General features: G+C 67.3%; 3 protein-coding genes. All 3 read right to left on the bottom strand.

Translation table 11 applies throughout. From position 1 onward, the window contains the following. Positions 1-28 precede the first annotated feature (28 nt). The 3 genes from ACMGG8_RS19530 to ACMGG8_RS19540 are packed head-to-tail and all read right to left on the bottom strand — an operon-like array spanning position 29 to position 15,390. On the bottom strand, positions 29-10,453 hold the full coding sequence (locus tag ACMGG8_RS19530) for a LysM peptidoglycan-binding domain-containing protein (RefSeq protein WP_414158204.1): 10,425 nt from the start codon (positions 10,451-10,453) through the stop codon (positions 29-31). Positions 10,454-10,468: 15 nt separating this feature from the next. After that, on the bottom strand, positions 10,469-11,836 hold the full coding sequence (locus ACMGG8_RS19535; RefSeq protein ID WP_235760221.1) for a hypothetical protein: 1,368 nt from the start codon (positions 11,834-11,836) through the stop codon (positions 10,469-10,471). Further along, positions 11,833-15,390 (bottom strand): hypothetical protein, encoded by a 3,558-nt coding sequence (locus tag ACMGG8_RS19540; RefSeq protein ID WP_414158205.1) that lies wholly within the window; start codon positions 15,388-15,390, stop codon positions 11,833-11,835. Before ACMGG8_RS19540 ends, ACMGG8_RS19535 begins: the two co-directional genes overlap by 4 nt. Positions 15,391-15,392 lie beyond the last annotated feature (2 nt).

The following is a 15,392-nucleotide window of genomic DNA, read 5'->3' on the forward strand; positions in this document are numbered from 1 at the left end:
TCATCAACAGTGCGCGGCAGTGGCGGTCTCATGCACCTCCTTGTTCCGGTGGAACCTTGTTGGCGGATACCCATAGAGTCTCGATGCTCAGCAGCGGTGGCTGGTTGTCCGCGGCCACCGCGCCCCGCGCCAGTTGCGCCGGATCGTCGGCGCTGAAGGCCCGCAGGGTCAGGTCGACCCGGGCGTTGCCCTGCACCGTGACCTGTTCGGCCAGGCGCCAGCGATCGATGGCCTGGCTGAAGGCGCTGGTGAAGGCCGGTGGACTGTTCAGCGAAGTCGCCACTGGCAACAGCAGCGCCGCCGGCAGCACGGTGCGCGCGACCACCCCCGGCGCGGCGACCTCGTAGCTGTAGCGGCCCTCCATGCCGACCTGCACCGTGGTGCCGTTGCTGCCGGCGCCCAGGGCGGCGAAAAACACCTCCAGGTAGTCGTCCAGGCTGGCGTTCGGCACCTTCAGGTTGTCCAGGGAGAAGCTGCCTTGGCTGATGTGCGGGCTGATGCTTTCGACAAAGCGCACCACCGGGGTCGAGAAGCGGAACAGCGGGTTGGTCTGCAGGGTGCCGATGTCCGCGGCGGGGAACAGGATGCGGTTGCGCTCCACCGACAGCGAGGCCCAGGCGTTCTGGTGGTCGAACAGGTTGAGGGCCGGCAGGCTGGTGCGGCGCTCGTCGATCAGCAGTGCATTCGCGTAGTCGAGCCACACGGCCGGCTGGCTGCCCTTGAGTCGGTAGCGGTAGGCGATCAGCCCCGGGTTGCTCGGATCGACCACGCTCACCGCGTCGTACTGTTGCGGGGCGATCTGCACCAGCGGCAAGGGCAGGCTGACCTTGCCGAGCTGGGGCAGGGTGGCGCTGATCTGCCCGCTGGCCGCATCGTAGCTGGCCGCCACCTGATTGATGCTGACATCCAGCAGCAGGGTTTCGGCCCGCTCCTGGCCATCCACCGTCACCGGTGCCAGTACCTGGCTGAAGCTGCAGGTCAGGGCCTGGGGCGCGACAAACGCCGCCGCGCTGCGCAGCAGCGGCCGGGCCCAGGCATCGTAGGCCTCGGTGACCTCCTGGACGATGTAGACGAAGGCCTCCACCGCCTGTTGCGCCGCGGCAATCTGCACCGCGGTGGGCTCGCCGAAGTTGATCGCGCTGAGGTTGTCCTGCATCGCCACTTCAATGCTCGGGTACACGCTGACGAATTGCGCCAGGGCGGTGACCAGGCTCTTGTTGGCACTGCGTAGCGCGCCATCGACGGTTGGCGTGTTGAGGGCGATGGCCACGTTCAGGCTGTCCTGGGCCGTGCCGCGCACCAGCGAGTCGAAGGCGTAGGTCCATTTGCTCAGGTCCGAGACCTGCTGCGGCACCGGGGCCCAGGCCGTCGCGGTCTGCCCCTGGATGGTCGGCGGCTCGGGCAGGGCCCGCAGCAGCACCGGCAGGTTCAGGGTCTGGCCGTCGGCCAGGGGCACTCGCAAGGGACCGGAGATCAGCGAGATCCAGTTCGACTGGGTGTAGCCGCTGATGCCCGGCACGTTGCGCACGTCATGCTCCAGGTGGCTGATCTGCAGCTCCAGGTCCAGCGGCACGTAGCTTCTTGCCGCCTCGTTGCGCGAGTTGAAGACAAACGCCAGGGCGCTCTCCCCAGGGGCGTCGGGCAGGGCGATGCGCCCGCTGCCAAAGGCGTAGTTGTCGTTGCCGGCCACCGCTGGGTCGCTGGTGCGCGCCGCAGGTGCGGCGCTCGCCACCGTCGGCTGGCCGTACAGCGACAGGGGCTCGCCGGTGGCGCTGCCTTGCACCGAGAAACCGACGATGGCGGTGGTGCTGTAGGCCGAATACAGCTGGTTGAGCAGGGTCTGGCGCAGCTTCTCGCCCGCGGCGGCCCGCGCCGGGCCATCCTGCGGGCCTGCCGAGAGCACCGGCTTGATGGTCGATGCAATGGCGTCGGCCAGGGTCTGCTTGGCGCTGAGGATTTTCCCCAGGTTGCCGTCCTTGAGCGGGTCCTTGCTGCCCAGCAGGGTGTCGAGCAGAAACACCGAGGGCGCGTAGGTCGGCGCGAGGAAGCCGTCGATGGCCTTGAGGGCGGTTTCGAACCACAGGTTCTGATCGACCCCGGTGAGGGTCAAGGTCACGGGATCGCCGCTCGGGAATGGCTGGTCCGGCTGGTAGTTGGGGTAGATCTGCACGCTGTCGGAGGTCAGGCTGCGGGCGATCGGCTGGGCGGCGAAGTAGCCCGGGGCCGGATCGATGCGGTAACGGATGCCGTCGTTGCCGTCGCTCAGGGCAAAACGCGCGGCCCACAGGGTCTGGCTGCGGCCGTCCGGGGTGCTGCCCGGGTCCGCGGTGCCGCTGCCGACCCGGGTCATCCAGACCCCGGCCCGCTGGAACAGGGCCTCGAAGGTCCGGGCGAACTGGCTGTAGCCGCTGGTGCTGGCGCTCAGCGCATCGGGGACCGGCAGCAGGGTGCTGGCCACCGCCACGCCACCTTCCAGGCCGGCGACATCCGGCTCCACCAGCGCCGCCACCCGGCGCAGGCTGAGGGTCAGGCTCAGGGGCAGGATCGAGCCCGGGGCCAGGGCGTCGATGTCCACCGCCAGCTTCAGTTGCACCGTGGCCGGCGCGGCGGGGCGGGTGCCCTGGACCACTTGGGCGAGGTACAGGATCACCCCGTTGACATAGTCCAGCAGTGGCTGCGCCTGGTTGTCATCAAGTCGGCTCAGAGGCTGGGCGAACAGGCTGTTGACCAGCTCCACGCTGACTGCGCGACCCTGGCACCAGGGCAACTGCAGATCCTTGTAGGACTGGTTCAGCTGGTAGTAGATCAGGTTGAACATCGCCAGGTCCTTCTTGGCCTGCTCCTTGACCTTGTCACCGCCGGCCGGGTCATAGCTGGAAGTGTCGAGGCTCAGGCTGATCACCAGTTGCGCGCCGCCGGCAACGGCTTCGTAGGTATAGAAACTGCGGGTGTTGGGCCAGGCCGACAGGGCGATCAGCCGGTCGCAGTAACGCAGCGGCAGCGGCGGGTGATTGAGGCTGCCGGGATACCCGGGCGCGGGGGCCTGGAAGGGGGTGACGGTGATGTTGCCGAAGATGTCCAGCCAGGTCAGGTTGACTTGGGCGAAGCTGCCCACGCCACGGTAGGGGTTGTCCTCGGCGCTCGGCAGCCCGGGCCGGGCCGGCGTCGGTGCGGCATTGCTGGTGGCGCGCCGGGCCAGGCCAAGGGTCTGCTGGTAGCTGTACTGGCTGTCCTCGGCCAGGTCGTTGAGGGCCCGGGCGCGGCTTTGCGGATCGCGCATGGCCCGCCGGCGGGCCTGGGCCTCGGGCGAGTCGACGCCACTGTCCGGCCGCTGCGGGCCGAAGGGCAGGGCCAGCTCGCTGGCGCTGAACCAGGGCGAACCGTCGAGCCCGGCGGACAGCACCGAGTACAGGTTGTACAGGTAGGCGCTGGCGTAGCCGTCCGGGTCCTGGCTTGGCGAATCCACCGGCGGTGGGTTGCTGCGCAGCACACTGAAAGCTGCGTTGCCCTGTTTGAACACCGCCTGCAGATCGAAGGTCTGGGTGTCGATGCTCAGGCTGCTGCCGAGACTGAACAGCCCGGTGACCTGTGCGGCGCCCACCGCCAGGGCATCCAGGTCAAGGCCGTAGTAGGTAGCTAGGGATTGCAGGCTGTTGCCCGGCGCCAGGCTGGCGTCGACGACATAGGTCAGGGCCGGGATGAACAGGGCCACGCCGCTGGCGGCGCTGACCCCGGGGTTGAGGTTGGCGATCTGCGTGGCGCTGATCGGTTGCAGCGCGCCCACCGAGTAGTAGCGCGCCAGGTTGTCGAGAATGCTCGCGCTCTGGCCGTTGCCGGCGCTGGCCTCGGCCGGGGTCACCAGGTGGATGATGCCGTCCACCGGCACCTGCACTGCCTTGCTCAGCGTGACGCCGGCATTGAGCTCGGCGATGCGTCCAGTGCCGATGCCGTAGAAGGCCGCGAGGCTGTCCAGGCTGTCGCCGGCACCGGTGGGTTGGCTGTGGTCGGCGGTGGCGGCCGAGCGCAGGGTCATGTGGCTGCCTTGCTGGATCACCGTGTCGGTGCTGACGAAGGCATTGACGAAGTTGCCCAGGCGGCCGTCGAGGGCGTCGCGGGGGTAGGTCACCACCAGGGTCAGGGTGGCCGTGCCGCTGTCGTCGAAGATGCTGTCGGGCAGGCCGGCGGCGGCGATCGCGTCGTAGTAGCTCAGGTAGTAGCCGCCGGAGCGCACGGTGGACAGTTCCCAGAGCAGCTTGACCACTTCCTCGGGCGGATTGAGGATGCCCCGCGGTCCGGCTTCTTCGGCCAGGCGGGCGGCCATCAGGGCCGGCGGCGGGTTGGTTTCGGTGGACAGGTTGGTCTGGGTCAGGAAGGCCAGGAAGTCGCTGGCGGCCTGGCTCAGCAGGTTGCTGGCCTTGGCGTTGCCCTGGGGCATCAGCAGGAACTGGCCGCTGATGATCGCGCTGCCCAGCTCGCTGACCGCGATCAGCAGGCGTTCCAGCAACTGCGCGTCGGTGGCCGAAGGGCCGAGCAGTTCATAGGTGTAGGACAGGTTGCTGCCGCTGCCGGCGATGGCCCCGGGTTCGGCCTGGGGCAGGCGCTTGATGGTGAAGTCGACCCGGGTCGCGTAGCTGTAGGCCGGGATCTCGCGGCTGGTGGTTTCCAGGGTCGCCGGGTCGGTGGACACCTCGCACGGGGTGAACGCCGGCAGGTAGGGTATTTGCTGCGCCAGCTGCGGCAACTGCCGGGCGAGGTTGCCAACCCGCTGGTTGATCAGCTGGATCAGGCCGTCGGGCAGGGACCAGAGCATGGGCTGCACACTGGCGCCGCCCTCGCTGCTGGCCCGCAACCCCGGCTGGCAGAGGTTGCGCAATTGCTGCAGGTCGGCGGTCGACCACAGGGACACGCTTTTCACCGCGTAGTCTTTCGGGCTGCGGGCCACGGTGGGCAGCAGGTCGATGCGCGGCGCCGGCTGGAACTTGCCTTGCCGGGCGTAGGCCAGCACCCCGCAGAGGTTGCTGTAGGCCTGGTTCAGGTTCATCGAGCCGCTGCTGGCCCCGGCGATCTGCACGAACGACAGGTCGACCCCATGGCTGGTGGCGGCCCGGCTCAGGCTGATGGGCAAGTCGCTGCCGGGCAATTGGCCGGCCGGGGTCGGGAACTGCTGCCCGGTCAGCTGGTACAGGCCATAGGCGTTCTGCTGGGCGGGGTAGAGAAACGCCGGACTCAGGCTCAGGCCGCCCATGCCCGCCGGGTTCGCCGGCAGGCGCAGGCCGTAGGCCAGAAAGCGCGAGAGCATGCCCGCCAGTTGCGACAACTGGTCGGTGGCCACCAGCAGATTCCACAGGTCCTCGGTGTACAGGCTGTTGAGCGAGGTGAGGGTGATCTGCGGCGTGGCGAACAGGGGCGCCACTCCGAAGTTGGCCGATGCCGGGTTGCTGAACAGGGTCATGGCACTGACGCCGAAGCGCGCGCCGGCGCTGTTGAGGCTGTCGCCGGCGGTGCGGTACGCCAGGTTCGGCAGCAGCAGCGGCTGGCCGGCAAGCAACAGCCCGGGCATGGCGTACAGCGCACTGTCCTGGGCCAGTTGCGCCAGCGTCACGCCCAGGGCCCGGGCCAGGCTGTTGAAGGTTTCCCCGGGGCCGGTGGTGTACTGATGGATGTCGTTGCCCACCGGCAGGCTGATCACCTGATTGGCGGCGATCACCAACGAATTGCCATTGGCCAGGATCAGCCCCGAGGCGCTGGTGCTCCAGCGCGCCGGTACGCTGCCGTCGGACCAGGCCGCGGCGACCTTGGCCAGGGTGTCGCTGCTCTGCAGGGTGTAGGCCGGCAGCGGGATCTCCAGGGTCAGGCCGTCGCTCAGGGCGACTTCGGCGTTGGGCCGGACGATATCGTCCAGGGTCAGGTTGTTGCCGCGCTGGTCGTTGGTCCAGCTCAGGATGGTGCTGATGGAGTTGCCGTTGGCCGTGGCATAGGCGTAGTCGTCAAAGGCATTCAGCGCGACCTGCAACAGTTGCCGGCCGATGACCATGAAGGCGTCGGTGAAGATCACCGCGGCCATGGATTCGCTGTCGTCCGTCGCGGCCCGCAGTGTCGGCGTCGGCGTTTCCTCGTCGGTCACCAGCGCGGCCAGCTCCTTGAACATCTGCGCGACATTGCTGCGGTAGGTGCTGTTGGTGCCCACGTAGTGGGCGAAATCCACGGTCGCGCTGCCGGCATTGGCCAGGGGCACGCCCAGGGACAGACCGTCGAATACCGGGAACAGCACCGAACCGGCTTGCAGTACCTGCTGGATCTGCGCCTGGTTGGTGGCGTCGGGCAGGGTGATGCTGACCTCGAAGGACGACAGGAAGTTCAGCAGCTCGCTGATGCCGAACGGCGGGTTGGCCAGGTCGGCCAGGCGTCTGATGTCCTCCACAAGCATGGCCTTGTCCACCAGGGTGCCGAGGATGTCGGCCAGGGTGTCCTGGTCGCTGCTGGCCGAGCCCAGGCTGCCCACCAGCCAAGGCAGGTAGTCGGCGCACAGGCGTTCGAAGCTGCTGTTACCGGCGCTGTCGGCCGAGGGCCGGGTCGGCGAGGGTGCGTCCATGGTCAGCAGGAACACGAAGGCTCCTTGCTGGTCGGCGTAGTCGCTGGCGCCCTCGTTGCACAGCACGGTGAATTGCGGCGTGGCGTAGAGGTTGAGCAGCGGTTTGCCGGCGGCGCGCAGCAGGGTCATCGGTTGCGGCGTGGTGGCCCGCCGCGCACTGGCCAGCTGGACATGGCGGGCCTGGCGCGCCAGCAGCAGGCCGGGTTCGGCCCAGGGCGCCGGGCCGCTCTCGATGGCGTTGATCTCGAAGCGCGCCGAGACGTCGGCATGGAAGGAAAAACTGATGCTGAAGCTGAACAGGCCGAGGTCGATCTTGACCTTGACGCTGACCTCCACCGTGGCCCGGGCGGCAATCGGAATCGGCTTGTAGCTCTCGTAGGTCAGGGACAGCGACAGGGTGATGCGCACGTTGACCGCGGCCGAGATGATGGCGAAGTCGATGCTGCCGTAGAGCAGGCCGATGACCCCGACCGTGCCCTGGATCTTGAAGTAGTAGTCGTCCTGCACGCTCTTGCCGGCCGGCACCAGGGCGGTGGACGGACGATAGGCGTGGAAGGCGGCGATGGTGCCTTCCAGGATGCCGAACACGGTCAGGGCGAAACCAGCCTTGAGCGGCCCCTTGACGAAGTTGTAGCCCAGGCCCAACTGCAGGCCCAGGCCGAAGACGATCACCGGGTCGAAGGTGCCCTGGGTGGTCTTCGGCACCTGGGTGGCGGTCACCGACGACAGCTTGCCCAGGTAGAAACCGCCGGCGCCGAGCACCGGCACGCCGTAGACGATCGCGGAAATCGAGAACGAGCGGGTGAAGTCCAGGTTGTAGGGAAAACCGATGTCGATGAGAAAGTCGCCGTTGGTGTAGATCTTCACCCCGATCTCCGGCAGCACCACGGACACCGCGCCGAAGTTGAGGTTGCGGATGCTGTCGGGGAAGGTCCATTCGATCTGGTACACGCCGACATCGTCGGTGATCTTTTTGTACAGGATGTCCAGCACCAGGTTGCCCAGGGCCTTGGCCTTCTCCCCGGCCAGGGCCAGGCGCAGGCCATAGAGGTTGGGGTCGTTGAACACCAGCATCAGGTCGACGGTCCAGTCCTTGCCGGTCTTGAGCAGCAACAGTTGCCCGGCGATCAGCCAGTCGCTGTTGCGGTTGTAGTAGGGCACGCCCTTGCTGCCGCTGTCGCTGGGGTTCAGGGTGTTGCTGGAACCGGTGGTCGACGGCACGCCCTTCAGGGCGTCGATCACCGCCTTGGTGTTGGCGAAGCTGTCGTAGCCGCTGATGGCCACCCGCTGGCCGAGCACCAGCAGCGGCAGGCTGAAGTAGTCCGTGCCCTGGCCCGGCACCGTAGGCAGCTTGTCCACTGGCTGGCCTTTGCTCGGGTCCAGCAGGTTGCTCCAGTCCTGCTGCTCCTGGGGGTTGTTGCCCTTGAACACCGAAGAGCCGTCGATGCCCAGGGTGATCTTGTCCACGCCATTGACCTTTTTGCGTTCGAACACCAGGCCGTCGATGCTCATGAAGCCCAGGTCGATCTTGCTCGCCAGGGTGTACTTGGCGCTGATGCTCGGCACGCTACTGCCGCTGCTGTTTTCCAGATTGATGATCAGCGACAGGCCGTCGAGGGAAATCTGGTTGAGCACGTCCCAGGGCGAGCTCAGGGTGAAATACGGGTCGCTCAGCGATTGCATGAGTTTCTGGATCAGCCGGCCCAGGCTCCAGTTCTTCAGGGTGAAGGTCAGGGTCTTCTTGTCGACCTGATAGATCGCCGTCAGGCCTTCCCAGGACAGGGTCAGCTGGGCGTTGCTGCCCTGGTTGTCGGGGGCGAAGCTGTAGCCCAGCAGCACGCTGTCGTTGAGAAAGCTGAAATCCCACAGGGTGGTGGCGCTGCCGCTGTATTGCTGGTTCGCCGGCTTGCTGGCGTCGTAGCTCAGGCTCAGGGTGGCCAGGGTGTCGACGCTGAAGGCCTGGCCCAGGTTGAAGGTCCAGCGCAGGCTGCCGGCCACCGTGTAGCTGTCGAGCGGGGTGTTGCCGGTGCTCAGGCTGGCGTCCACCTCCAGGGTGTTGACCAGCAGTTGGCCGGGCAGGAAATCCGGAAAGGCAAAGGTCCCGCCGAAGCTGAGGAACTGGCTGACCAGCTGTTGCACGTCCACCGGCTGCGCCAGTTGCGCGGCGACTTGCCAGGTGGCCGGGGTCTTGCTGCCGTCGTAGTCGAGGCTGGCATTGGCGAAATACGGACCGATGCCCACCAGCCCACCAATCCCCGCCTGGTAGGTGGTCACCGCCGGGGCGTTGCTGCCGCTGGCGGCGGTGGGGGTGGTGGCCTTGATGTACAGCTGGCCGTCGGTGACCGAGAGAATCGGCTTGCCGGCCAAGGTGAACAGGTTCAGGTCGAGCTCGAAACCGGCGTTGAAGGCGTAGCTCTTGGCGCCGACGTCCAGGCTCAGGCCGACGTCGGACAGCGAGGCGTCGACGAAACTCTTGGGGATGCGGATCAACTGAGCGGTCAGTGTGGCGATCAGGTCGTTGAGGTTGGCGGTGCCGTCGAAGCGTGCCAGCAGTTGCAGGTCGGAATTGAACTGGACGAAGAACAGGCCGTTTTCGCCCGCGGTCTTGCCCTTGAACACCTCGGGCAACAGCAGGAAGTGGGTCTGGAACAGAAAGCTCTGGGCGTTGCCCTCGGGCAGGAAGTTGATCCCCCACACCAGTTCGAAATCGGTGACGCCGAACACCAGCTGGTTGGTCGGGTCCTGCAGGGGCACCCAGGGATGCTCGACATTGATCACCGTGGGGTCGGCGCCCAGGGTCACGCTGGCGGTGCTCAGGGCCAGTTTCGGGCGGGTGACGCCACTCAGGGCGAGGCTGCGCAGGCCGATTCCGGAGAGGAACTGTTGCAGCACCGGCGGTGTGCCGCTGAAGAAGCTGCCGTTGTTGTCCAGCAGGCCGATGATGGTCGCCGGGGTCAGCAGGGCGCTGCCGTCATCGCTGTGGCCGAGGTAGAAATTGAAGGCGCTGCCGTTGTTGATCTGGGCCAGGGCGCGCATCTGGTAGTCGACGGACTGGCCGTTCTGGTCGGTCAGGCTCAGGTTGAGACCGAAATACAGGCTGACCTGCTGGTCGTAGAAGGCTTCGGCCGGGTCTTCGCCGTCCTGCAGTTCCGGCGGGCCGATGATCAGGCCGAACACCGGGGCATCGACGTTCAGGTACAGCAGCTTCAGGCCGCCACTGACGTTGAGGAACGGCGCCTGCAAGGTGGTGGTGGGCATGAACACCTCGACCCCGTCGACCTTGGCGAAGTCCATGCTGCCGGTGAAGGGCAGGGCCAGGGTCGGGAACCCCAGGTTCTGCACCACCGCGACCGCGGTGCTGAGCTGGGCCGGCGGCGTCAGCTGGGCGGCAAAGCCCTGGCGCGGGCCCTGGCTGGCCTTGAAGGTGAAGACCGCGTTGCTGATTGCGGCCCACTTGAAGGGAATGCCGGTGGCGAAGCTCGACAGGTCGGCCCAGGTCCAGCTGGCCGGGGTGGTGACGATTTCCAGGGTCAGGCTCTGGGCCCCGGCAGCGCCCGTGAGGCCGAAAGTCAGGACCAGCCCCTGCTGGATGTCCTGTTGCAGGAAGCGCGCGCTGACCCCGGTGACCTTGAAGCTCTGGGTGGTGGGGTTCAGCGGCTGCACGCTCTGCGCGGTGAGGTTGATCGTGAGCCCGGCGACGGGGGACTGGAAGGCCGCCTTGAGGTCGTTGTCCAGGGTGGCGGACACGCTGACCGTGGCGTCCGCCAGGCCGGCGATCAGGTAGTCGCGGGTGAGGACGATCGGCGCGCCGGCATCGCCGGTCAGGGCCGCGGCGAGGTTGCTCAGGGGACTGTTGGCCATCTGTCTTCTCCTTGTTCAGACCGTCACAAACAGGGCCAGGTGATCACTGGTGGAGCGGATGTGCCCCAGGTTGCGCCAGCCGCGGTAGCGTTGCCGGTCGCCCGCGGCGAATGCCGGGGCGGGGGCAGGGGGCGCGGGGATCCAGGCGGGCGGCGGTGCCTGAAAGTCGCTGGCCATGGCCACCAGGCCCATGGGCGCACCGCCGGGCGCGGGGTTGACCACGTTCAGCGGCACCCCGACCACGCTGTTGGCGATGGTGAAATTGCCCGCTGCACCACCGCGCACCAGGATGTTGTCGATGGAATACAGGCTGCTGCTGTTGGACGAGCCGATATAGCGGTACCCCGGATAGGGCACGGCCCCGGCGTTGGTCGACCAGAAGATGCTCGCGTTGCGACTGCGCAGGTGGGTGGCGAAGTAGCCGGTGTAGGCCTCCAGCGCCGGCGGCGGAGCCAGGGCCGGCGCTTGCAGTTGCAGGCCGTAGCCCAGGGCGGTGAGGGCGCCATAGCGCCCCGGATCGTTGCCGTTCTGGCTCAGCAGGTTGACGTTGAAATCGCCGGTGATGATCCGGGTTTCCAGCGCCCCCAGGGCGGCGCTGATGTCGCGCACATTGGCCAGGGCGTTGAGGTAGGCATTGGCCGCGACGTATTGCGGCGGCGAGTGGATGGCAAACAGTGTGAGGTTGCGCTGCACCACCACCGGCGGGCCGTCGACGGTTTCGCAGAAGGTCACCATGTAGGGTTCGCGCAAGCCGCCGTAGTTGATCGCCGCGCCTAAATTGTCGACGAACGCGACCCGCGCCGCGCAGCGGCTTTCGTTGAGGTTGCCCGGGTTCAGCGCCGTGGCCGGAATGGCCCGGTTGGGCACGCTGAAGCAGGTCTGGGTCTGCAGCAGCGGGTAGTTGCCGGCGGCCGGCGGGGCCGCCGCGTGGGGGTTGAAGCTGATGCCATTGCCCGCCGGCGACCAGGCGTTGGGGCCGGTGAACAGGCGCTTGCCCGCCGCCACGCCGCCGCCCGCCGGGATCACCGGTTTGTAGAACACCGCCACCCCCTCGGCACGCCCGGCCTGGCCGACCACCAGTGGCGGCACCAGGTTCCAGGGCACGCCCGTGAGGTTGCGGATGCGCAGCAGCAGTTCGGCGCAGCCCTGCCAGCCGCCGGTGGGGGAGATCAGCGATCCGGGGCCGTGGCTCGGACCGCTGGCCGTCTCCACCACGACGAAGATGTCCGGATTGAACGCGGTGATATGGGCCAGGATCAGGGCCAGGCGGTCGGCGGCGTCGAGGTCGGGAATGAAGGCGCCGTTGCGATCGCGCTTGGTGCTCAGCGGGCGGATCTTGTTGTAGCCGAAGCTCTCGATGTTCCAGTACAGGACCCGAGTCATGGCGTCACCTCCGATGGCCCGGTCAATGCCGGGGGTGTGGACCTGTCGGGTTCCAGGGCCAGGAGGCTGGCGGCCTGGCTTTGCGGGTCTTTGACGTAGGCGGCGTACCAGCCCAGGCTGCCGGAGGACTGCGGGTCGCCGAACAGGAAGAACTGCAGGGTGGCGCCGGGCGGCAACTTGGCGATGCCGAGGATCTTGATGCCGATGTCGGTCAGTTGCAGGTTGAAGAACCTGGCCTGGGTGTCGGGCTGATCGGGGATGGTCTGGTACAGCAGTTTGATCGGCCCGGTGGAGACCTTGATGATGCCCTGCAGGGAAAACACGCTGGCCGACGGCGCGGCGCCGGGCAGGCTGAGGCCGACAAACAGCATCGGGCTTGCGTCGCCGCTCTTGCTGCCGGGCGACCAGGCGATCAGCAGGTCGGACTCGAAACCGGTGCCCGACACCAGGGCCCCGGGGGAGCCCATGGTGACCTTGTAGACGATGCCCGACCAGGCACCCGACAGCGCCTTGAGCGCCAGGTTCTCCGGCAGCACCGGGAGAAAGCCGTAGTCCGCGGGCTTCTTCTGCGCCGGTGCCTGGATGAACTGCTTGAGCTGCAGGGTCAGGCCCTTGTACAGACTCTGTCCACGCACCTGGCTGGTGGCCGGGTCGAACCCGAGGTTGTCGGGGTTGAAGGCAAAGCCCACGGCATTGGGCGTGGCGCTGGGAAAGGCCATGGCGATTTCCAGGTTGGTGTAGGCCAGGCCCTGGTTGCTCGGGCTGCCGTCGGCGCTGCCGAAGGACAGCAGATCGAATGGCCCGTCCGCGGTCTTGAGCAGGGTGAAATCCAGCTTGCCCCACAGCAGGAAGCGGCTGGCGGTGGTGACACCGCCGTCCGGGCTGCCCAGGGTGTTGAACTGAATGCGGTTGACCGAGGCGGCCGGCAGCACGTTGCTGTCGAGGTTGAACAGGTAGCTCTGGCTCTGCTCGAACACGTAGGTGGTGGTGTCGTTCTGTTGCAGGGCGCTGCCGTCCAGGACCATGGCATTCACCGCGCTGGGCTGGCCGGCGCGCAGGGTGGCGCGGATCGGCGAGCCGAACAGCAGGTCCAGGCTCAGCTGGATGCGACTGTTGAAGGTCACCAGCCGGGATTGGCGGAACAGCGCCTGCAGCTGCAGGACACTGAAGGCATAACCGTTGCTGGTGCTCAGGGCTACCGGCATGTCCGGGGCCGCGCCGTTGGCCTGGGCCTGTTCGTAGGCGGGGTTCTGGTAGTCGATCAGGCCGAACAGGGTGGAGATGCCCTGGATATCCAGGGTGTCGCCCTGTTGGCTGATGCGGCTGACACTGGCGCCAAAGTGGTGGGCCAGGAAGCGGCTGTAGTCGATGCCGGCGGCGATGCCCGCCAGTTGCTCGGGCAGGCTGTCCAGGGGCAGGTCGGCGTTGAGCACCATGAAGCCGTTCCAGGCCGGGTCGCTGACCTGGGCCACGAAGTCGGCGTAGAGGCTGTCGGGGCTGGCCGCGGCCTTGGCCTCGGCGACGGCGATGAAGTCCTGCAGCCACTGGGACAGACCGGTGTAGGCCAGGGTTTCCAGGCCCGGCGCCCGGTCCGCGGTCTTGGAGAAGGTCTCGGGCATGGTCCAGCGATTGGGGTTGTCGATGCGCTCCTTCAGGCTGCCGGCGCAGTACTTCATGATCAGCACATTGCGGTAGCTGGTGGTTTGCACGCCGACGCCGATGTTGGCGATAAAGCGCCAGTCGGCGATGTCCATGCGGTTGCTGAAGCTTGCGCCCTGGGTGAAGAACGGCTGCGGATTGACCCCCACCAGAAACAGCTGGTTGGTCTGCAAGGCCTCGTGCAGGGCCTCGCTGGGCTGCACGAAGGCAAAGTCCAGCGGTCCTTGGGTGGATGGCGAGCGGGCCAGCAGCACCTTGGCGTAGCCGATGCCGTCGGCGTCCAGGTCCACCAGCAGGCCTTGCGGGGTGGTCGCCCGATTGGGTGGTGCCGCGTCGGTGGTCAGCAGCCGCTGCAGGCGCCGGGCCCGCGCGGCTTGTTTGCCCGGCAGGGTCGCGGCGCTGATCAGGCTTTTGCGCGAGGCGGCGAGGATCTCGCTTTCGAACTGGGTCAGGTTGAGGCTGGCATTGCTGCTCACACCCGCATAGGGCACCAGCGGGAAGGCAAAACCGGCGTCCTGGGGCAGCGGGGTGCTCGGCGCGGCCGGGGCCAGCAGCGCTGTGGCGCCGTTGCCGCGGCCCTGGCCATAGAGCGGGCTGCCGTCGGGCTGGGCGCTGTAGGCCGGGGTGGAGGCGCCGGCCACCAGGCTGCACCAGGAGGTACGGTGCTCACCGTTGAGCAGGGCGCTGACCGCGCCACTGGTGGGCGTGACCAGGCTGCTGGTCTGGAACGGAAACACCGGGGCATAGGCCGGTTGCGCCGCCAACAGGCGCAAGCGGTCGTTGTCTTGCGGGCTCAGGGAAGAGTTGTAGGCGGTAAAGCTCAGCCACTCGGTGCCGAAGATCCCGCACAGCAGGTTCTGCCCGGCACTGGCGGCCGGCAGGCTCAAGCCAAAGTCGCCGGCCAGGGTTAGGCTGTAGCTGCCGCCTTGGGCACAGAACACCAGGCTGGCGGCATAGGGCCGGGGCCAACCGTTGGCGTCCAGGCCATTGAGCGGGATCAGGCTGATCGGGTTGCCGGCGGTGCTGCGCCACTGGCTGGGCAACGCCGTGGTGCCGGGGTTGGCGAAGCTCATGGCGGTGCGGATCAGCCCGGCGGCCAGTTGCGCCGCGGCGATGTTCTGATTGAGCGGGTCCAGCGGGTCGAGCACGCCACCCATGGTCAGTCTGGCGGGCATGCCGCTGGGGTTGAACACCGGGTAATTGAGCACGCTCTTGCCGCCTGCGGTGTTGGCCACATAGGTAAAGCCGGTCGGGAAATACTTGAGGGCGGGCTGGCTGCTGTAGGTCAAGGCGTAGGTCAGGCTGCCGGCCTGATTGCCGTCCAGGGGCACGTAGGCCAGCGGCTGTTGCGGCGGTGTCAGTTGCAGGCCGCTGTCGGCCTGCAGCTTGTCGCTCAAGCCCATGGTGATGGCGGTAGTGGATTTGAGGCGCAGGGCGTTGAAGTCCGGGTCGTATTTGACGTAGGTGCCGAAGCTGACAAAGAACGTCAGGCGATCGCCAAGCAGCAGGTTGAGGTTGTTCTGCACCTGGCTGGGGGCCGCCACGCTGATGCGCAGGCCGTAGCTGTTGAAGGCCTGGGGCGCCGGCAGGCTGGACCCGGGCAACCACAGCAACGCGCGGCCGACGAAGTTGCGCTGGTCGACGGCGAACAGAAAGTCGTACAGGGCGTTGACGAAGGCCGCGGGGTCGCTGCGCAGGCCGGCCGGCTCGCTGGGGGCGAACAGGTAGTGACCGGCATTCTTGTCGAAGGCGTCGGCCGGGCTCAGGCTGGCCGGCAGACTCCCGGGCGCGGTGCCTTTGGGCATGACATAACCGCGCCAGCCATAGCCGCTGGCATCCGGCAGGGCGTAGGCGGCGCTGTGGGCGATCTGCTGATAGTCGGACGTGCTGGTCATGT

It is taken from the genome of Pseudomonas sp. BNK-45 (assembly GCF_047456255.1).
Lineage (GTDB): Bacteria > Pseudomonadota > Gammaproteobacteria > Pseudomonadales > Pseudomonadaceae > Aquipseudomonas.